Genomic DNA, 21,372 nt, shown 5'->3' with positions numbered 1-21,372 from the left:
TTATTGTGTAGCTAAATCTACAAGATGATTAACTATTGGTTTAGGCCTGTTTTTACGATCAAATAATAACGGATAGTCGGTACGTCCGCCTACAGGCCAGTTGTTTCTCCAGGAATTATCATCATTAACGCCCCACATCGTGATCTTCTCCAATTTATCCTGGTGCTTTAAAAAAAGTTTAAAAAAATCGAGGCATCTCGCGTTAAAAGCAGTATTTACCGAATCGGGAAGTTTATCAGGATAGGGATTCATTTGTTCCTTATATTCAAAATTTGCTGAAATTTCTGCCCCCTGATTTTCCCAGGGTGAAGGCAGCACCGTAATATCAAATTCGGTTACCGCTACTTTTAATCCAAGAGCCGAAAAAGCTTCAATCGTCTTTTCAAATTCTTCCAGTTCTGGATAGTCCAAGCCTACATGCCCCTGCATTCCTACACCATGAATAGGTACACCCTGTGCCTGTAGCTTTTTAATCATCCGTACGATGCCTTCTCGTTTTTTAGGAATAGAAGTTGAATAATCGTTATAATAAAGTTCAGCATCCGGATCTGCCTTATGAGCTGTTTCAAAGGCTATTTTTATAAAATCTTCGCCCAGTAAATTGTAGAACTTGCTTTTACGTAAAGAGCCATCATCCAGGACTGCTTCGTTGACTACATCCCAGGTTTTTATGCGCCCTTTATAACGGTTTACCACCGTGTTGATATGATCTTTGATACGCCTGCTAAGTTCTTCCTTATCGATTTCATTACCTGCTTTATCTTTAAAGAACCAGCGTGGGGTTTGAGAATGCCATACCAGGGTATGCCCATGAATCACCATATTATTATCTTCTCCAAACTTTACAAAATTATCTGCAGTATCAAAATTATAATGATCTTTTTGAGGCACAAGACGCCCACTTTTCATGCAGTTTTCTGCAACAATGGAATTAAAATGCGTTTTCACAATCTCCATTTCGGCTGGATTAAAACCTTCTATTTGGCGTACATTAAGAGCAGTACCCATTAAAAATTTGCCATTTAAAGCATCTTTAAGCTTTCGAGGTTTTTCAGTTTCAAATGTTGCGGTATCAGACATTGCGGTATCAGATTGCGTCCGATTTGGCTTGCAGTTCCAAAAAAACAATAGGATAGCAAAAAAGTAAAATAGGTTTTTCATTAATTCAGTATTAAAAGCATATGTGGACGATAGAATCACGAGTTGATTTTACAAAAGGTCCAAGTTTAAGAGGTAATTCAAATAAAAAAGAGCCCAATGTAATGTGCCCACTAGGCTCTTTGTGATCTAACACAAACAATTAATTTATATCTATTCCCCCCAATCCTTCTACCACTCCGCGATAGGCAGGTTTACGGGTAAATCCTTCTGTCCATAAACCTATGGGCTCTCCTGCTCTCCAGGATGATGAAGCCGGACTATCGGTAGGACTCCAGATGGTTATCCCGTACTGTTGAGCTTTAGGAACCAGGCTGAAATACTGATCCATTACAAACTTGTACATTTCTTCTTGAGCTACATATAGTTCTTCATTTGCCTCAGTGGTTTTCACACCTACGCCAATATCAAGTTCAGAAACTTTAATCATTTTACCGGTAGCAGCAAGCAGCTGAAACATTTCGGTAATCTTTGCTTTATCAGAATCTATATTAATATGCATCTGGGTTCCTATTCCATCCACACGAGCTCCCTGCTCTTCTATATAGTTTACATATTCGATAATGCCTTTGCACTTATCCAGGTTATACTCCAGATTGTAATCGTTTATAAAAAGTAAATCATCAGGATTGCTGTACATTTCTGCCAATTTAAAAGCAGTAACTGCATAGTCCTTACCTAAGTAATCCTGCCAGTAAAATTCATCTTCAGCCAAATCGGTTTTGCCTACCCCCGTTTTAAGTTCGTAAGGATTAGCATCATCCATGGGCTCATTAACCACATCCCAGGCATGAGTATTCGATTTTGAAGCAGTCATTATACCTTCGATCCATTTCTCTAGATGAGCGCTAAGTGTATCTTTTTTTTCTTCAGGCGTTCGTTCTTCATATGTCACTCCTTTCGAGTTATACCAGCTTACCACTATATTATCAAAATAATAGGTCGTGGCGTTAGATCCAAGATTAAATGCGATAGTATTACAGCCAGAAGTATTCGCATCAATAGTAGTTTCCACATTGATGTGCTTCCATTCTGGAGTGGAGCTTATACTACCAAAGAAGTTCCAGTATTTATACCCCCCCGGTGCAGTATGTGCCTGGGTTGGAAAAGAAGCAGCTATCTCTGTACGTACATCCATCTCCAAACGATATTTTTGACCTACTTCTGTAACTTTAGGAAAAGTCACAAATAACTGAGACTCCCAATCATTAGCCCTTACCTCTGCATTCACAATTTTTAAAGCGCGTCCAACCCCATTATATCCCTCTCCTTCAGCGGTAAATGCTATTGGCGCGTTAGGACCATTCGTTTGATACCCCGTAGCATCATCGGTCTCAAAAGATTGATCCAATAAAACCATCCAGCCCGGCCCATCCGGAAGCGGTATTTCTTTAGGCGCTATTGCACTCTTTAAATAAGAAGCATTTTGATTGGCATGCCACATTAGGGTATGCCCATAAATAGTAACGCCTTGCTCTGTGGTATTTTCAACAAATTCATTAACTGAGGTTAAGTTAAGGGACCCATCATCGTTTACAATGGCACCGTGCTTCATACCATAACCTGCTGTAACTTCTTGAAAATTCTCATTCGTTAGGGAAAACATCGCCCCCTGTGCATTATATGCACTCATACTAACTCCTGCTCCCAGTTTAAAGCGAGAATCATCGGATGTATAAGTTTTTAGTTCTTCTAAACTATTTAATTCTTCTTGTTTTTTGATGCTCAAAGGTTTTTCAACATCAAATTCCACGGGATCCATATCTGCACATCCTAAAACTCCCAGCGATATCAAAATCCATAAAAATCCCTTTGCAGTACTTTTTCTAATCATCATTTTTGATTGTTTTAAGGATTTAATACTATTCTAAAACGGGTTTAAAGGTCTCCATCGCCACCCCTCGATTACGCATCACTAAAGTATCCTTAGTAGTAATGTTCAGCTCATCCGTTTCTATTTCATAGGAAAGATAGAGTGCATCTCTATCTTCTGACCCCCAACTATTTTCCTCACCGTCTTTTATAAAGCTGCCACTACCGGTCACGGTGTATTGGGAAGGATTGGAAGAACTAATATTTACATTTCCTTCCTGATCAAAATTGAGTAATAAAACGATGTTCAGATCATTTCCTTCAATATCCTGAATCGATAAAGGTAAATTCACCTGCCATCTGGATTGAGTATCCAGCATAACCACCTCATCATCCACCACGCAATCTTCACGTCTTACTTCGGTACGATCCAATACTGTATTTCCATTTTTTCCAGTGATTACATCCTCGCCACGACGCAGGTAGAAACCTTCCCATGGATTGATATACTTCACTGCATAAAAAATAAAATCTTTGGGTAGCACTGCCCAGTCGGTTTCCACACCGCGTCTTGGTGTAGCCACTTGTGGCTCTCCAGATAAAATAGAGTCTACCACCGTTGCATTTAACATACGTAACGGAATTACATAATTGTTTTCTAAAGATTTAGGATCATCAAAAAAAGCATCGGTAAGCTGCACCTCTACCCCACCGGAAAGCTCTCCGTTTGGAATCACGATATTATCAGACGCCAGCGTATAATGTGATGATGGAAGCGCAAGAACTTCATTTCCTGCACCTTCAAAAACAAGCCCATCAACCAGAGAATTGTCTACCTCAACATCTATAGTTACATTTTGCTTGTTTTCATAAAGCCCACCCATAGTGGCCATAATCATGCATTTACCTTCATTATCTAAGGTAGTATCAAAAATATCTTCTCCAAGTGTAATGGTACGTACCGGGTATTGATACGCAAAATAGACCACCTGATATTCGTAGTCGGGAAAATCCCAGTCTCCATTTTCACAAGAACTGAAAAGGACTACGCTAAGGAATAGAAATATAAGAATATTATTTTTCATTGCTATTTAATTATTTTTTCGGGGAGGTTTTACCAACCTCTGTTTTGTTTAAGAGCTTCAAATTTTAAAAGTTCGTTATAGGGCACCGGACCATATTGCATATAATCCTGATAATTACGTTGTTCTACAGTGATCACCTCTGGATCACTATTTTCTATAGCCATCCCTCTGGCGGGCTCGTTAAGATCAAGCCCCCAGCGACGCAAATCCCAAAAACGGAAGCCTTCAAAACACAACTCTAGACGACGCTCATTGCGTATAAGTTCGCGCATTGCGCTTTTATCATTGCGTATAGACTCTAAATAAGCATCTGGCTGAGTAATACCTGCACGCTCCCGTATAGCAGCAATCACATCATAGGCAGAAAACCCATAAGAACCGCTACTGGTAGGTCCCCAGGCTTCATTTGCTGCTTCAGCATAAATTAAATAAAGTTCAGTATAACGTATACGCGGTTTGTAATGCAATTGTTCTGTAGTGGTGGTGGTACTCAAATTAACATCCTGACGCAATAATTTTTTTAAATAATATCCAGTACGGGTAGAAGTCGCTTCCCTGTTAATGGCATCATTGGTGGTACCGTCTACAGCGGTGACGATCGTGCTGCTATTTACCCCTGCTGTAGCGCCATTTACCAAAACATACGTTTGTAATCGCGGGTCTCGATTAGCGTACGGATCATCTGGATTATAACTACTGGCCGCATTTGAAATAGGATATCCATTAGCCGCAGGAAAAGCATCCACCAAATTTTGTGTAGGATTTAGCCTTCCGTTTCCATTAAGGGTGGGTGGAAAGTGATCCTGTTCCAGATTGTTACTGTTAGCAACATCACCTCTCCATAAAATTTCAGGAGGGTTAACACCTCCTCCTAAATCTGCAATTTGTGCAGTATTCGTATACCAGGTATGTCCATTTGGTGCCAAACCTGCTAAACCACCATTTAACGCCAATACCTCTCCTGCAAAATTTGCAGCTTGAAGCCAGGTATTCCCACTTGCCTCGCTATAAGCGGGACTTGCGGCTAAAAGTGCTGCTTGTGCCTTAATTACTTTAACGATACGACCGCTTAAACGTTGTCTCCCCCGCTCTCCAAAAACGCGATTAAAATCATTGGTATTCGTGATACCACTTGGAAGCAAGCTAGGATCATCAATATCTTCAAAATCCAGCGCCAACATCTCATCGGCTTTTTCAAGATCATTAAGTAATTGTTCCATACAATTGGCAAAAGTCGCCCGCGGAACATTGAATTCTGATTGTGGATCTTCTGGTTCAAGAATAATAGGTACTCCCAATAATTCGCCATCTGCAAAACCACCATGTGCTTGCAACAGGTAATACATGTGCAGCCCTCGAAGGCCATAAGCCTCCCCTTTTAAACGTCTGTTGTAGAGTTCATTTATATTCTCATCTGTAGACCATTCTACATTATCGGCTTCAGAGAGAAAAATGTTAAGATACTGAATCGCTGATCTCGAACTTTGCCATTGCGTAAAAGGATTGAAGTTTGACGCCCACTGCCCAGTGGCTGCTCTTCGGTAATTATTGTCAATATCATTACTCACTGCATCGTCTGTAGCCACATCATTGAAGCTCCAGTTAAGAGTGGGTATTCTTAAGTAGCCGTTAAGCAGCAGTCCTTCTGCGTAAGTGGCTTCTCCGTAAGCATCTTCCAGGTCGCGGTTATTTTCTATTGCGGGCTCAAAAAGGTCGTCGCAACTTGTAAGCGACAAGACTGCTATTAAAAGAACTATTAATTTATTATTCATGCTATTTGAATACATATAGATTATTTAAAACAGAGCTTTTACTCCCAGGTTATAAAATCGGGTTCGTGGTGCATCACCTATGTTCAATTCCATTAATTCGGGTTCTGAAGATATGGTTAACAGATTAGCACCGCTTATATAAATGTTGAAGTTTTTGAAAAGTCCATCCCCAAGTATACTTGAAGGCAAATCGTAACTGAGTTGTACTTTAGCCAAATCAATACGATCTGTACTATACAACCAGTAATCTGAAGCTCTGTAATTATTAGAAGCATTTTGGGTTGTAAGCCTTGGGAACGTGGCTGTATTTGCAGTTTCGCGGGTCCATCGATCTCTTACTGTTATTGAATATTTATCTTCCCCGTCAATCCAGAAATACGAATTATCTTTCATTGCCTGCGCTCCAGCCTGACCTGTAGCCAGAGCAAAAAAGGTAAAATTCTTCCAGGTGGCGCTTACGTGTAATCCCGCTGAAAACGGTGCCCCATTCCATCCTGCTTTGCCCAGATAAACCTGATCCTGATCATTGATAATACCATCCCCGTTTTGATCAATATATCTAATATCACCGGGAGCAACATCACCTAAAGCTTCCTGACTGGGCGCATTGGCAATTTCTTCTTCATTGGCAAAAAGGCCATTACTACGAAGCCCCCACATTCCATCCAGCGGAGTTCCTTCGCGATACTGATAGTCATTTTCAAACATCTCAGCACGCCTTGCTGCCTCAGTATCATAGTAAATACCGGCCATACCTATCGCAAAATCAATATTACCTACTTTATTTTTATAGGTTACATCAAAATCAATTCCTACCCGATCATCATTATTATAGTTGATATAGGGAATAAACGAACTATTAGGATATCCCGTTGAAAAATAACTTGGGTATAAAACAGATGCCTGTATAATATTACCTTTCATTCTATTTAGGAAGAAAGCCGTCTGAATATCCAGGGTATTATTGAACAACGAACCTTTAACCTCTACATTAATTTCCTTTCTTTTCGCAAAAGTTAAATCTGGATTCCCTCCCTGTCTGGAATCGGTAGATCGTGTAAGCGCTCCATCTCTCCAGCTAAACCAGGCCCCATCTGTTTGGGTATAGACATTTTGATATAAATAATATTCATTAATATCTAATCCCATATCGGTACTCAATATTCCGGCAGACACTGAAAGTTCTAAATCATCAACAATCGAAGAATTGGCTAAAAAATCTTCACGACCTAGCTTCCATGCAACTGTAGCGGTAGGAGAATACCCTGTGCGCTCTCCTTCTGCAAATCTTGCAGAGTGCACAATGCCCTGATTAAACAGGAAGTAATATTTGCTTTTATAATCGTACGAAAGCTGAAGTCCAAGATTTGCACTACTCAACCGGTGATATTCCCCTGAAAATGTTTGCTGCCAGCCTCCTGCCACCAACATTGCCGAGAAATGTTGATCTTTATCAAACTTCGTCTTATAATTTAGCTGACTGGAAAAAGACAGGGTTTGCTGATAGGCACTGTTGCTAATGTTTTGAATTCCGTTCGTGGCGTCCTGACCGTATCTGGTTAAGCTACCAATCTCATCCCTTCCGTTTGTATTTACCCAATTAGCCTGGTACACCGCATACTGATTATTATAGGATTGGTTGTATGAGGTGGAATAATCAACACCAAACATTGCATTAAAAGTTAATCCCTTAATTGCACGTTCCAGATCTGCATCTACCGAAGTATTGAATTGAAATTCCCTGCTGGTATAGGTATTGTACCCTCCTGCATAAATCGCCGCGAAAGAGTTGGTTTGATCAAGCTGTGTACCACCCAGTAAAAATCTGCCGTCCACAATATTAGAACTGTTTTGTGCGAGCACTTGTGCAGCAGTATTATTTGCTGAAATTTGATCTATGGGAATAAGTGGCGAAAAGCGATTGGGTCTTGTAGTTGCCGCACTCTCCCAATAATTCTGATCATTGGCATTATTTACTCCGCGCCCATTGTAGTAGATTGCATTTGCTCCTAAAGAGGCCTTTATCCAGTCATTAATTTTTAAGTCTACATTTCCGCGTATATTAAAACGCTCGGTTTTGTTGTTTTTGGCCTCACCAAAATCAATCTGATTGCCGATTCTATAGAAACCTACATCGGTATAATAACGTGCATTTTCATTACCTCCAGAAATTTGTAAGGTGGCGTCATAGCGTTCATAAGCCTTTTTTAAATATTCATCGCTATAAAAATTGATATTTGGATATCTAAATGTATTATTCCCAGAGGCGTGATTGAATATAGTTTCCTCAGAATATAAAGGTGACAAGCCATCATTTTCACGGGCCTCGTTATAAAGCGTCATATATTCTGCGGAACCTAAATACTTGGGATAGCGCTTGGGAACAAACAAACCGGCATCAACGCGTACATCAATTTGTTGCTTTCCTATTGTTCCTTTTTTCGTGGTAATATAGATCACCCCTTGCGCTGCCCGGCTACCGTATAAAGCCGTTGCGGTAATTCCTTTTAAAAAGCTTATTTGCTCTATTTCAACCGGCAAAGCACTGTCCGGATTTCTGGGCACTCCATCAATAAGAACGAGATAATCACTCATCCCCCAAATATTACCTCCATTAAAACCTCCAATAAAAGCATTGATCCCATCCAAACTATAGGTGGTATAATTCTTCTCAAGAATTTCTGGTAGATTAACAAATGAAGTCCCTCCGGCTATAATATCTTCTTCATCTACTTTACGATAAGCAGTTTGTACGTTCCCGTCACCAGATTTAATAAGTATAATCTCATTTTGGTACTCTTCTGCTGTTATGGTTGTTGTTACAAAACCATCTGCCGAGATTTTTAAAAGTGCTCCTGGGCTCACATCAATTGAGAATTCACCGGAATCATTAGTAATTGCAAAAGTACCGTCCTGCTCACTTTGAACCAAAACACCTTCAATAGGTTCTCTATTTTCATTCAAAATATGAGCCTCCAAAGCTATTTGCTCTTCGGTCTGAGCGCTTAGCTCGAGTCCAATAAGAACAATTAAAGCAAACAAGACAATTTTTGTATGTAAGTATTTCATTTAATTCTGCGTTTGGATTATAAATTAAAATGCTGCCTAAAATAGATTGGAGAAATTACCAACCCGGATTTTGAGGGAATTCTACATACATATTGGTATCTGCATTTTTAAGAGGCAACCAGTAATGTTTAGTAGAAAAATCTCTCTCTAGGATAATCTCTTCTCTTAAGTTAAGTACCCGGTTTTCGGTAGGATCTTCAGTATTAAAATCGCCAGCCCGGTCAAATTCTAAAGATGTTTTTAAGGTATAAGGTCGTTCAATAAGCAATAACCATCTTCTTAAATCATTAAAACGATGTCCTTCAAACGACAATTCTACGGCACGCTCACGACGCACTTCACTCATAAAACCATCAAGACCAGCGGCTACAGCACCCTCTCCTATAGAAACATGCCCTGCACCTGCACGATCTCGTATCACATTAACTGCCTCTATTGCTGTTTTGGAATAGTTTGACGATTTCCCTTCTGGACTGCCATACCCGATAGCTGCCGCCTCTGCGTACATTAAATACACATCGGCCAAACGCATCCAGGGCAAATGCAGGTTTAAGTTTGCACCGTAGTTAAAGCCATCATCATAACGGTTAGCAGTAATAGGTATAAACTTATAATTAAGAAATCCAGATCGGCTGCCGGTACTAACATCCCGGTAGCTACCTCCCGTATAAAGATTTGCATATCTATGCTGCTCCACATCGGCGGGCATGGCTCCCTGAACTACCTGTACTCCATCATAAATAATATCATGATAAAATCTTGGATCCCTATCTTTCCAGGGATATTGTGGATCGTACCCAGAAGCAGGGTCTGGCTTAGTTATATCTTCAATAGGTAATCCATTTGCCATCCCATAATAGCTCACGTAGTTTGCCGTTGGCATAAAGTTACTTCCATCCTGAATTATTGCAGGCTGATATTGTTTACTAGTTCCCCAGTTTGAACCATTCGCCCCAAAATACGGGCCTCTAAAAATGGCTTCAGTCCCACCGGGGATACGCCACCCCTGGCCTGTAGTATAGAAGTTAACACTATAGTTTTCAAAAGGAACCAGAGAATACGGTGCCTCACCACTTTCGCAAAGCGCTAATAATTCACCAAAAACATCTGCAGCTTTTTTAGCGTAATCTGAATTATATTCGCGAGACCCTGTTGACTCCAAATTCATCAACGGACTTGCAGCCCACAGATAGTTTTTACCTAAATATCCCAGAGCCATGATCTTATTGATTCTAAGGTCATTTTTTCCTCTGGTAGCTGCTCCCGGCTGCGTATCATCCCAGTTTACAGGAAGCAAGTCTGCAGCTTCCCTTAGGTCGGCAGCCGCACGATCTGCGCATTCATGGTAACTAAGTCTTGCCAGTCTTAAAGGCTCATCACTGGGTAATACATAATCGATATAAGGCATGCCGCCAAAATATTGAATCATCTGAAAGTGAAACCAGCCTCTAAAGAATAATAGCTGCCCCTCAATAAAATCACGCTCAGCCGGAGTAGCATCAACTAAAAGATCGAGATTCTCAAGACCAAGGTTAACTTTACGTAATCCGTACCATCCATTTTTCCATAAGTCTTTTTGCATACGATCATCGTTACGTGAAGCGTCTGCCTGGTTTAACCAGGAAGCTCCCCAACCGTCATGTTCTGTTTGCCACCCCCAGAAGTTACCATTATCAAACTTGTGGATCACGTGAAAATTCATGTCGGCAGAGGTGATTTCATCATCTCCCCAGTTCCACGAATTGGTCCAATAGGCATTGGAAAAATCAGGAATACAGTGATATAACTCTTCCGTAAAACCCTGAAAGTTGGTAAAATTTTTAAATGCTTCTTCTTCAGAGATGATTGATTCAGGTTCTTTATCCAGGTATTCCTCGCAAGAAGAGAATACCAGGGTAGCTACAATCACCAGACAAAATCTATTTAAGTTTCTAGAATAAATTTTCATAATAATAATTTTTAAAAGGTGATATTCAATCCGAAGTTGAATCGTTTTACAGTAGGATAAGCTCCTTGTGATGCCCAACCGGTACCTGCAAAATTTGATTCTCTATCATCAGGCATTTTAGTCCAGATATACAAGTTGTTTCCATTTAAAAATAGGCGAAGGCTTTCAAAACCGAAGCTTGTCAAGATCTTAGACTCAACAGGAAATGTATAAGCAATTTCAGCATTCTTTAAGCGCACATAAGAGCCATCGTAGAAAAATCGTGAACCGTTAGCCGCGCCATTGGTAGTAGTCACCCATCTTGGCACCGGAGCATCTGCATTGGTATTATCTTTGCTCCAATATGATCCTTCATCATAAACGATATTGTTTTGATTTCCCAGGCTATTAAAAACAACCTGCCTGGTTACATTATTAGCTCCAAAAAATTGTACAAATCCGCTTAAACCTTTCCAATCAAATCCTACAGTCGCGTTATAGGTATTTTGAGGTGCTCCGGCAAAAGCATAAGGTACATTATCAAAACCATCTATAATCCCATCTGCATTAAAGTCTACAATTTGATATCCACCAGGGATTTTTTGGGAGTCGTCTGTATTAAAAGGTGTAGTCCCATATAGCTCGTCCCAGGTATTATAAAATCCATTATCTATATAAGAATAGGCCTGACCAATTGCTTTATTGTTATTTTTTTGATATTCAGGTAACAATTCCGGGTTATCACCTTCAATCACCTTATTTTGTGCGTGGGTCATATTTAAATCTGCCCAAAGACGCAGGTTCTCTCCAAAATAATGATTTAAGTTAAGCACTATTTCATAACCCTGGTTCTGCACAGTTCCAAGATTGGCTACCGGTGCCGTTGTTCCATAATATTCTGGGATTGCACGCTGGTTTCCTGAAATCAATACATCTACACGTTCATCGCGAAAGAAATCAACACTACCACTGATCGAATTATTAAAAAACCCGTAATCGAGACCAATATTTGATTTTTTCACTTTTTCCCAGCTTATATCGGGATTTCCTACGGCAGATTCTGTATACCATACATATGGACTTTGTTCTGCCTGCTCTCCTACGGTACCTAATCGGGCCTGGCCACCATAAGACCATTGTGTTAAGTATAAATATCTTCCGTTCACATTATCATCTCCAATCTCCCCATAAGAAGCTCTTAACTTAAGGTTGTTTATAAAGTCTACTTCTTTCATAAAAGCTTCGTTGGAGATATTCCACCCTAATCCTCCTGATGAAAAGAATGCAAAACGATTACCTGCTGCAAAACGCTCAGAACCATTATAGGCGCCATTATATTCGATAAGGTACCGGTTATCATATCCATAAGTAGTTCTAAACACCCAATCCTCACGATAAAAAGGCAATACACTACCGGTTGCAAACTCATTTCGATTAAAAAGCCCCATTGCTGTAACATCGTGCTTTCCGGCAAAGTTTTTTGCGTAGTTAAGTTGGGTCTGGTAAAATAACCTACGATACGTAGCATCATTGTTTACATCACCTGAAGAAGAGGACCATTTAATACCCTGTTGATAATCAAATCCGGTATTAGCATCATAAGTCCTACGATAAGTTACGATTCCCGTTTCTGGATCAATATACTTTTCTTGCGGATCATTATAAAGATCATTAACTCCTCGATTTGCCTCCACAAAGGTATTATCCAAGGCAATGGTACCTGTAAATTTTAAACCATCAAGAATTACATCCAAATCCTGCTCGAGTGTAAAGTTGGTTTGAAGCTGGGTATTTGTTACGAATTGTACTCCGCTTATTGCAAGGTTCCTGATCGCATTCCCCTCGCCTCCACCTGAAGGTGCATCATACCCCCATGAACCATCAGAATATTGAGGTAAGTAAATATCTGGCGGAGTAGAGTAGGCAGCAATCCAATACCCATAATCTCCTCCACCAAACCCCCACGGTGTTTTACGCACTCCATAAGAACCCGAAAGACCTACTTTTAATACAGTACTTGAGGTAAGCTTGAAATCCAGATTGGTACGAACGTTTAAACGGTTAAATCCAAAACCTGGTTGATAACCTCTATTATTATCATATTGCTTTATTAAATCCCCTTCATATTGAAAATCAGCTCCTGCGAAATATTTAACGATCTCAGATCCACCAGTTATGTTTAAGTTAGCATTATAAGAAGGAGCATATTCCCTAAATAAAGCTTTGTCCCAGTCTACATTAGGGTAGCGCTCTGCTTCAGTTAAGTTTGCAGGAAAACGATATTTATCAATAATATCCTGAGTCTGAAAGAAACTCCAGGACTCTGGCGTCAGTGAAAGTTCATTTTCGATAGCTCGATTACGAACTAGGAAAGTATCAAAAGCATCTTTTTTACCGGGGAGTTTTGAGGCTGTTTTTACAGTAGAATTGAGTCGGGCCCTAATAACCGCTTTTCCTGTTTTACCCCTTTTAGTAGTCACAAGAATCACTCCATTTGCACCTCTTACCCCATATACTGCGGTAGCAGAAGCATCCTTAAGCACTGATATTGATTCTACCGAACTTATGGCAATAGTATTTAATGGACGCTCTATACCATCAACAAGTACCAGCGGACTGGAATCATTCCAGGTACTTTGGCCCCGTATAAAAATTCGTGGATCTTCACCACCCGGAATCCCCGTACTTGATGTGGTAATAACTCCAGGCACGTTACCCGCAAGCGCAGAGCCAATATTAGGAACATTCCCGGCACGTTCCAGCTCTTCACCACTAGCCTGCACTACGGCCGCAACAACTGTTTCCCTCTTTTGCTCTCCGTAGCCTACGATAACAACCTCCTGTAAAGCATCCAAATCCGAATCCATTACAACATTAATTTCTGTACGATTATCTACCTTTCGTTCTATGGTTTTAAAACCAATAAAACTAAATACTAAAGTTGCATCTGCAGGAGCCTGAATGCTATAGTTTCCATCCATATCTGTAACTGCACCTACATTAGGCAACTCTTTCACAAAAATATTTACCCCAGGTACAGGCAAGTTATCATCAGAAGAGGTTACTGTACCTGTAATAGTATTCTGAAAATCAATATTATTTCCATAAATCCACGACGAAAAAAAGAAACTAAACAACACTCCTATCACAAGAAACTTTACGAGATGAGGAGGGTTAAGTAATTTTATGCTCATACTTTTTAATTTTAAATTCAATTAGAGGGAGATGCTTTTACGTTGCCTACAAAAAAGAATCACTATAACGTTGTAGTTTTTGATTTAAAAAAATAACTGCGATTACAGTTTTTGGCTGAATAATTATTTTTAACGCTAGTGTTAATTTGAAGTGTAAATTTTTCTCTCATTTATCTATTTTAAGAATCAGTTAGACCAGTATTAAATAATTACAGTGCTACTTTTACCATAACCGTAATTTTTACATCTATTTTTAATGATTTAACAGAAACATCATACTTGATCCTGTAATTTTTTAGTTATCGTTAACGAAATCAAATATATCTGTTAATAATCCTTAACAAAAAACTAGTTGTTACAATTACTTTACGCTAGGTTACATTACTGAAAATAAATATGTTATCTTCTACTAAAATAAAATGAAATCAACACTTAATACACTCAATTAAAGCATTTTAAATAATTACAGAATTATAAGCTAAATCATTGGAGAACTTAAAATTTGAGGAATTAAGATCTGATAGAAAAGTAGAATGAAAAAAAATTTGATATAATTCAGAAGGAATCCTGAAAATCAATATTAATAATTAATAGCATTTCTTTAACAAATATGCGAAGTAGTCAGAAATTTCAATTATAAAAATTGCGATTGAAAATGTAAGAAGGGAGAATAAATATGGAAAGCTTCATTTTATTTTAGAAACTGAATCGGTGAATTTTAATCCAGACATGTCATTGCATCTTTCCTAGAAACCAATTAAAATCAATATTATAATAAAAATACTATCCCCAACTCATTCCCCATACAACAAGCCCATGATCTTATTAAAAGAATGGGCCAATTCTTCCTGTTCAGGAAGGGATAAATGTGAAATAATACCGGCAACAGAATCGGAAGATAAATCGTCGAGCTTTTGTTGTTCTTTGATGCCTTTTTCGGTTAAGCTAATTTTAAAAATGCGCTTATCGTCTTTTGATTTTTCTTTGGTCAATATCGAATTTGAAATCAGTTTTTTGATGATTCGGCTTAAATAACCTTCATCTAAATTCAATACCTTATTAATTTCGGTAGCGGTGGTCTTGCCCTGTTCTTTAACGATATACAAAATATGAGACTCGGTAAGCGAATACCCCGTGTTTAAAAAGCTTTTTTCTAACAAGCCAATACTTCTTACATAATTACGGTTGAATTTTCGAATGCTATGTATAACTTCAATCTCCTTCATAAAATTTACTTGCCTAAATCAAGTATTTTTAATTATATTTGCTTTTGTCAAGTAATATACAACATCTTATACTAAAATTCAGCTATGATCCGTGTAAAAAATATAAATATCCATTCTCCGTATTATCAGGAGATGCGTGAGCTTCGCAATAAAGTATTGCTCCGTCCCCTCGGGATTCCCGATCATTCCTGGGAGATGCACGACGAGCGCTCTTGGCATTTTGTAGCACTAGAAAATGACAACGTAATTGGCTGTGCGGTGCTTGTTCCTTCTGAAGAACATAAATCCTTAGCGCAATTGATACAAATGGCGGTAGATCCCGATGTTCAGGGAAAAGGTGTAGGTCAGTTATTGCTTAAGGAAATCATCACTTTTGCCAAAAGTAAATCCTTAAAAGAGATTCAGTGCCATTCCCGACACTATGCGGTCGACTTTTATAAAAAAGCAGGTTTTACCACTTACGGTGAAACCTTTACAGAGGTAGGCATACCGCATAACCATATGAAATTAGAACTGCAGTAATGGAAATTAGAAAAATAAAAAGAACCGATAATAAAGCCGTGGCCACCTTGATTAAGAGCGTGTTCGAAGAATATCATGCACCAAAAGAAGGAACGGTGTATTCTGATGCGGCAACGAATAGTCTTTATGAATGCTTCAGAATAGAAAAAGCTGAACTTTGGGTAGCTGAAGACGAAGGTGAAATCGTAGGTTGTTGTGGTGTATATCCTACGGAAGGCTTACCTGAGGGCTGTGCCGAACTGGTTAAATTCTACATCGGCAAAGAAGCTCGTGGAAAAGGTTTAGGAAAAAAATTGATGGAGGCTTCTGTGGATTCTGCCCTGCAATTTGGGTACCGGGAACTTTACCTGGAAAGCTTACCGGAATTTTCCAATGCGGTTTCCTGGTACAAAAAACTGGGTTTTAAAAGCTTGGATGAACGTTTGGGAAATTCAGGACATTCTTCCTGTAACATCTGGATGCTGAAAACACTATAGTATTTGCTAGATTAATTTGATGCTTAAAGTTGCCAATGGACTTAAGGACCCTAGAATATTTTTTAAATTGAAATCTATAAAGCTCCCTGTCGCTTATTTATTTTGGTGACATTTCGATACAAATTTTCTGCGAGAATTCACTCAATGACCCAAAATGACAAAAACTATCACAACTCCTTATCCTGCGGAATTGGTTTGTTTTGCTACGGAACTAAAAAATAGTCCGGGAATGGAGCATCACAAGGTATCGTCACCCTGAACCTGCCTGCCGGCGAGGCGGGCCTGATTCAGGATCTCATCTTCAAGGTCTATTTTTTTTAAAAATTCAGTATGAGATTCCGGGTCGAGCCCGCCTGCCGGACGGGCAGGCCCGGAATGACGCAAATAAGCATTACTGCAAATTATGGATGATCAAAATAAATTTATTTTTTTTCGATTTTAGTAAATCGACTAGGAAAATTAACAAAAATCAATTCACAGAACCTTCCTAAATAATAACCTTCGAAGTCTTTCACTTCATCATTTGTATTCTTAAATTTAAGTACTTTTGAAATCAAATATTTTTTATTAGAGTCAATTTCTAGTTTTATTACTCCTTTTTCTCCCCATTGCTTTGTATGCTTTAAATATTTAATTCCATCTCTTTCTAAAATTGACCAAGTCCGTAATTCTCCATCTTCAATAGAACTAATTATATCATTCTTTAAACTGGTTGGCGCTGTTGTTTCGAAATATAAATCCATTATTTAATCCTTTTTAATTTATGTAAACCTCTTAAATCACAGTCAGCAAGGTCATTGCTACAATTTCGATAGCATTTCAGCTTTTTTGTTGTCAAATTCTTCCTGACTTATTAAATCCTGTTCTAACAATTGCTTTAATTTTTTTAAGGTTTTCAAGAGGGTCGTTTTGCTTTTCAGTTTCCTGTTTCTTGTCATTTAAAGTATTCACGGTGATTCCTCCTCCTGCTCTAGCTCTGGAATTTTCCAATTCTCGTTGTCGTCTATATTCGTCCATTTCTTCTTCTCGTTCCTGAGCATACCTATATAAAAGTCGGGCTTGGGATTTGGGCAAATAATCCATTGAAATGATTCCTCCTCCTTTAACTTTTTTTGCGGTAAAGGTTGCGCCTATAATTCCTTCTTTGATATGACAATCTGCTATTTCTTTCCATAGGAAATCTTGAAAATCCATTGAAAGTCCAAAAGTTTTTGGCCTACAGAATATGATACGCTTATTCGTTAGGGCTACAGAGTCTGGAGAGAAATTTACAGCCGGCTTTTTCTGAACTGCAACATATTCAACATTCTCATTTCTTGTGAGTAGTTCATTAATTTTCTTTAATACTTTTTCTACTGTTTTTGGATCTTGTGACTCATTGAGGTATTTATTTAATTCCATCATATCGCTTTTGTTCGTGTTTATTTTCATTGCTAAAACTAAGCATACCCAAGCCATAGGCATTACGGTTTTCCATAACGGGAGAAAGTTTTAATGGATAATTTGTAAATACAGTGATATTTAAAAACTTTTTTCTTTAGCTGAAAGTAGTAAGATGAGAATTTTTTAATCTTGTGCTTTTCTTTCTGCCAGTACTTCTTTTAGGGCAGAAGTTCCGTTTAAAGCGGAAGGAAAACCGGCGTAAACCGACATTAAAATCATAATTTCTGCGAGTTCTTCCTGGGTGACGCCAACATTTAAAGCGGCGTTTATGTGGACTTTTAATTGCGGTCGTGCATTGCCCATCGCAGTTAACGCAGCGACGACGGCGATTTCTTTGGTGCGGTGGTCTATAATTTCCCTGCTGTAGACATCACCAAAGGGATATTCGATGGTATATTTTCCTAAATCGGGCGAAATATCTTTTAGGCTTTCGATGACGTTTACGCCTGCTTGTCCGTCAATTTCTTTTAGTTTTTTCCAACCTCTGTTAAATCGTGCTGTTTTTGTGCTGTCCATTGCTATTTGATTTTTGGTTTGGGCATATCCGCTTAAGCTAAAGCTCAAAATGATGATGAAAATTGAAAGATTTTTCATTTTGTTTTTATACAAAACTACTGATGGGAAGGTGTTTATGGACAGGACTTTTTCGGGGTTTTTAGGTACTTTTAAATTGTGTGGGGGAAAGACTTGTTTTTTGTTTGAAGATTCTTGAAAAATAGGAACTGTCTTCAAAGCCTAACCTAAATGCGATTTCCTTTACGGATAAATCAGTGAAATAGAGCAGTCGTTTGGCTTCGGTTATTTTCTTTTCGAGGATGATTGTTTTAGGGCTTTGTGCGTAATGCTGCTTGCAGATGTGGTTGAGTTTATCCACGGTTATATGGAGCTGAGCGGCATAATGGGCTACGGAAAGATTTTTACCGAGGTTTTGTGCGACTAATTTTGAAAACTTTAGAAGGTCTTTTGAGGGGAAAGTATTGTTTTGTGGGGCTTCCTGTGCTAATCTTTTTAGTTGAAGCAGGATATATGAAATTCCCTGAAGGATTGTTTTTTGGCTTAATTGATCGGTATGCTTTGATTCTTGAATAAGGTGTTCAAAAGTGGGTTGGAGCACCGCTGTGTTTTTAGCGGAAAGATCAAAATAAGCCTGTTCTGGAACATCTGTTAGTTCTTTAAAAAGGTGCTTATCAAAAATGGCAATGTAGCCGTTGGAGTTTTTTGAATAGGACCAATTGTGGACTTGTTTTGGTCGCATTATAAATAGTCTGTTGTGTTGGATGTGGTATTCCTGAAAGTCAATGACGTTGATGCCGGTGCTTTTGGTAAACCAAACGAGCGAATAGAAATCGTGGCGATGGGGCCATTGGATATCGGGATCTTCTGTTCCTTGAAATGTACCCACATAGAAAGGCTTTTCTTTGGGATTGGCGATGATGATGTCTGCTATGCTATATTCTTTTAACAGAAGTGGTAGGTTTTATTTCCAGTAATAATATAAACGGATTCGATAAGTTGAAGCTCCAAAAATCATATTTAATTTCATAAATCTTTCGTCTGATTCCCAAATAGTATTTCTCAACAAATAACTTGGCCTACCATCCTCTGATTTTACTTCTTGCGGCTGACTATCCTGTTCCATTGGTTGCCCAAATTTCGAAGTGAGTTGTTTTTTAATCCGATCATATTCTGCATTGTATTCAGCTAGTTTCTTGCTTTGTAATTCCCAATCTTTTTTCCTATCAAAATAATTTCCGTAACGATTGTTTTCCCAATCGTAACTTACATATCTTATAACCGAGTCTGGTTTCGAATAAAAATATTCTACATAAACAGGTAATAATCCCTCCTTTTCTCTTTTGACTATTAAAGGATTTGCCATTTCAAATTCCTTTACTCTTGGATAAATACTTTCTGAAAGACTGACGTTTTGATTTAAAAATTCAGAATTTGGATTTAATTGGGACTCAAAATTCCTGACTTCTTCAATTTTTGATTGTTTTGTCCATAAGTTCAATTTTTTTGAACTCGAACAGCTTGTAGTAACTATTCCTATGAAAATTAGGTATTTAAAACTTCTCAACATTTGTGTTTTCTGAAAAGGATGGTCTTTCTTTATTTAGTGTTTTTTACTTATTTAATCTTTAATAAAATTAATAAAAATTTTACAAGCCACTTCTCTTTCCAAAAATAGGTTTTAATTCATCCCAAATTTGTTGTAGAACTACCAATATATAAAAAGTTAGAATTGGTATTATTAAATCTGGAAACATTCACGCGATCCTCATTTTTAACTCGTTTTTTATTTTCGCTATGAAAAATTTCAAATTATGGATGATCAATAAATCATACTATTGCTATAGTACATTAAATTCTATAGTTTTTATTTTGGGAGCATTTCGATATAAATTTTCTGTGAAAATTCACTCAATGACCCAAAATGATAAAAACCACAACAACTCCTTATCCTGCGGATGGCAAACCGCTACGCTAGGCCATCCTCCGCATCCACCGCTGCGGAATTGTTCTGTTTTACTACGGAACTAAAAAGTAGGCCGAGAATGAATCATCAAAATTTTTATAAATCTTAGCTATCGGTTTTTCCTTCTGTTATGTTCGGATGGTACTAACATAAGTCCAGACAATAAACAACAATTGCAATGGAATTCTAAACCATAAATAAGTAAGTCCATTTCCGTCGAATGTGCCTTTTTGATAGTTTACTTGATGTATGGATGCATAAATATTAGCGGGTAGTATGAGGAGAAGAAAGAGAATAAGTGCCCACCCGGTTATATATTTAAGTTTAGGTATTAGGAGACCTATGGCAAGTAAAACTTCAAAGACTCCGGTTACATAAACTACGGAGGTTTTATAAGGTATAAATGTTGGGATCATCATCGCCATTCCTTTGGTAAATGCAAAATGCGCAATTGCCGTAAATACCAACATTAGGGCCATTGCAATTCTTGCCGATCTTCTAAAATCATAGGTTTTACTTATCAGTTTTATGATCAATAAAGCGAGGGTAAAACTTACTAACAGAACAATTAATGGTTTCATATTTCTTAATTTATAGAAATACAAAGTTCTGTAAAGCGGAAATAGAAATAATGAACCTAGGTTAAGTAATACGTTTTCTTATTCTACTTAAGGCTTGTGGGGTTACGCCAATATAGGAAGCTATATATTTTAAGGGAATTTGCTTTAATAGTTTTGGTCTATCAGAAAACAGGCTTAGATATCGTTCTTCTGCGGTTTGACTTAATAAGGAAAGTTCTCTTTTCGATTTTCTTAGATACATATTTTCAGCCATTTTGCGGCCAATAATATTCCCGATGGTGGTCTTTTTATAGACTTCTTGCAAGTCTTTATGGGAAATCTGCCACAAAATGGTTTCGGTTAAGGTTTCTATCTGGTATTCAGAAGGAGTTTGGGTTAAAAAGGAATCGTAGGCGGTTACAAATTCGTTTTCAAATAAAAACCCGAAGGTTACATCGGCTTCTTCTTTTGGGATATAAAGGCGAACGATTCCCTTAGCAATAAAAGATAAATGCTGCTCTATTTTTCCGGTTTTTAATAGGGTGGTGTTTTTGTGAAAGGGTACTTCTTTTAGTTTGGAAGAGAAAAAATCCCAATCAGAATCGCTTATTGGAGAAATATGATCAATAAACTTTCTGATTTGGTCCAT

18 protein-coding genes are annotated in these 21,372 nt (G+C 38.2%); 2 read left to right on the top strand and 16 right to left on the bottom strand.

Annotated elements, in window-relative coordinates; genetic code table 11:
* From ZPR_RS03625 to ZPR_RS03590, 8 genes are all read right to left on the bottom strand, one after another.
* Complete coding sequence (locus tag ZPR_RS03625; RefSeq protein ID WP_013070256.1) at positions 1–1,161, bottom strand: endo-1,4-beta-xylanase; 1,161 nt, start codon at positions 1,159–1,161, stop codon at positions 1–3.
* A gap of 139 nt (positions 1,162–1,300) precedes the next feature.
* Positions 1,301–2,995 carry an endo-1,4-beta-xylanase gene (locus tag ZPR_RS03620; RefSeq protein ID WP_013070255.1) on the bottom strand — a complete coding sequence of 565 codons (1,695 nt, stop codon included), beginning with the start codon at positions 2,993–2,995 and terminating at the stop codon, positions 1,301–1,303.
* Positions 2,996–3,020: 25 nt separating this feature from the next.
* Positions 3,021–4,055 carry a DUF5627 domain-containing protein gene (locus ZPR_RS03615; RefSeq protein WP_013070254.1) on the bottom strand — a complete coding sequence of 345 codons (1,035 nt, stop codon included), beginning with the start codon at positions 4,053–4,055 and terminating at the stop codon, positions 3,021–3,023.
* 29 nt (positions 4,056–4,084) lie between these two features.
* Positions 4,085–5,827: a RagB/SusD family nutrient uptake outer membrane protein gene (locus tag ZPR_RS03610; RefSeq protein WP_013070253.1), complete on the bottom strand. Its 1,743-nt coding sequence runs from the start codon at positions 5,825–5,827 to the stop codon at positions 4,085–4,087.
* 24 nt (positions 5,828–5,851) lie between these two features.
* Complete coding sequence (locus ZPR_RS03605) at positions 5,852–8,896, bottom strand: SusC/RagA family TonB-linked outer membrane protein (RefSeq protein ID WP_041578653.1); 3,045 nt, start codon at positions 8,894–8,896, stop codon at positions 5,852–5,854.
* 55 nt (positions 8,897–8,951) lie between these two features.
* Positions 8,952–10,844: a RagB/SusD family nutrient uptake outer membrane protein gene (locus tag ZPR_RS03600; RefSeq protein WP_041578652.1), complete on the bottom strand. Its 1,893-nt coding sequence runs from the start codon at positions 10,842–10,844 to the stop codon at positions 8,952–8,954.
* Between the two features lie 11 nt (positions 10,845–10,855).
* Complete coding sequence (locus tag ZPR_RS03595) at positions 10,856–14,017, bottom strand: SusC/RagA family TonB-linked outer membrane protein (protein ID WP_041579575.1); 3,162 nt, start codon at positions 14,015–14,017, stop codon at positions 10,856–10,858.
* Between the two features lie 794 nt (positions 14,018–14,811).
* Positions 14,812–15,243, bottom strand: a complete 432-nt coding sequence (locus ZPR_RS03590; protein WP_013070249.1) for a MarR family winged helix-turn-helix transcriptional regulator — start codon at positions 15,241–15,243, stop codon at positions 14,812–14,814.
* Positions 15,244–15,327: 84 nt separating this feature from the next.
* Between ZPR_RS03590 and ZPR_RS03585 the strand changes: the two genes are divergently transcribed.
* Both ZPR_RS03585 and ZPR_RS03580 read left to right on the top strand, forming a co-directional pair.
* A complete protein-coding gene (locus tag ZPR_RS03585; RefSeq protein ID WP_013070248.1) occupies positions 15,328–15,765 on the top strand; it encodes a GNAT family N-acetyltransferase in 438 nt (145 codons plus the stop codon).
* The gene (locus ZPR_RS03580; RefSeq protein WP_013070247.1) at positions 15,765–16,241 is read left to right on the top strand and encodes a GNAT family N-acetyltransferase; all 477 of its coding nucleotides are present in this window, start codon (positions 15,765–15,767) and stop codon (positions 16,239–16,241) included. The genes ZPR_RS03585 and ZPR_RS03580 overlap by 1 nt, the downstream gene beginning before the upstream one ends.
* A 422-nt stretch (positions 16,242–16,663) precedes the next feature.
* Here the strand turns inward: ZPR_RS03580 and ZPR_RS03575 are convergent, their stop codons facing one another.
* The 8 genes from ZPR_RS03575 to ZPR_RS03545 form a co-directional block, all read right to left on the bottom strand.
* Entirely contained in the window at positions 16,664–16,984 is a 321-nt protein-coding gene (locus ZPR_RS03575) for a hypothetical protein (protein WP_013070245.1), read from the bottom strand.
* A 57-nt stretch (positions 16,985–17,041) separates the two neighbouring features.
* Positions 17,042–17,095 carry a hypothetical protein gene (locus ZPR_RS23645; RefSeq protein WP_233421405.1) on the bottom strand — a complete coding sequence of 18 codons (54 nt, stop codon included), beginning with the start codon at positions 17,093–17,095 and terminating at the stop codon, positions 17,042–17,044.
* Complete coding sequence (locus ZPR_RS03570; protein WP_233421356.1) at positions 17,076–17,645, bottom strand: PH domain-containing protein; 570 nt, start codon at positions 17,643–17,645, stop codon at positions 17,076–17,078. Before ZPR_RS03570 ends, ZPR_RS23645 begins: the two co-directional genes overlap by 20 nt.
* A gap of 162 nt (positions 17,646–17,807) precedes the next feature.
* Positions 17,808–18,278: a carboxymuconolactone decarboxylase family protein gene (locus tag ZPR_RS03565; RefSeq protein WP_233421354.1), complete on the bottom strand. Its 471-nt coding sequence runs from the start codon at positions 18,276–18,278 to the stop codon at positions 17,808–17,810.
* A 61-nt stretch (positions 18,279–18,339) separates the two neighbouring features.
* Complete coding sequence (locus ZPR_RS03560; RefSeq protein WP_187288256.1) at positions 18,340–19,086, bottom strand: helix-turn-helix domain-containing protein; 747 nt, start codon at positions 19,084–19,086, stop codon at positions 18,340–18,342.
* Between the two features lie 75 nt (positions 19,087–19,161).
* On the bottom strand, positions 19,162–19,698 hold the full coding sequence (locus ZPR_RS03555; protein ID WP_013070240.1) for a hypothetical protein: 537 nt from the start codon (positions 19,696–19,698) through the stop codon (positions 19,162–19,164).
* Between the two features lie 593 nt (positions 19,699–20,291).
* On the bottom strand, positions 20,292–20,744 hold the full coding sequence (locus tag ZPR_RS03550; protein ID WP_013070239.1) for a DoxX family protein: 453 nt from the start codon (positions 20,742–20,744) through the stop codon (positions 20,292–20,294).
* Positions 20,745–20,805: 61 nt separating this feature from the next.
* Positions 20,806–21,372 (bottom strand): Crp/Fnr family transcriptional regulator, encoded by a 567-nt coding sequence (locus ZPR_RS03545; RefSeq protein WP_013070238.1) that lies wholly within the window; start codon positions 21,370–21,372, stop codon positions 20,806–20,808.

The organism is Zunongwangia profunda SM-A87 (assembly GCF_000023465.1).
Lineage (GTDB): Bacteria > Bacteroidota > Bacteroidia > Flavobacteriales > Flavobacteriaceae > Zunongwangia > Zunongwangia profunda.
The sequence above is the reverse complement of the archived record's forward strand: the minus strand, read 5'-3'. Positions and strand labels throughout refer to the sequence as shown.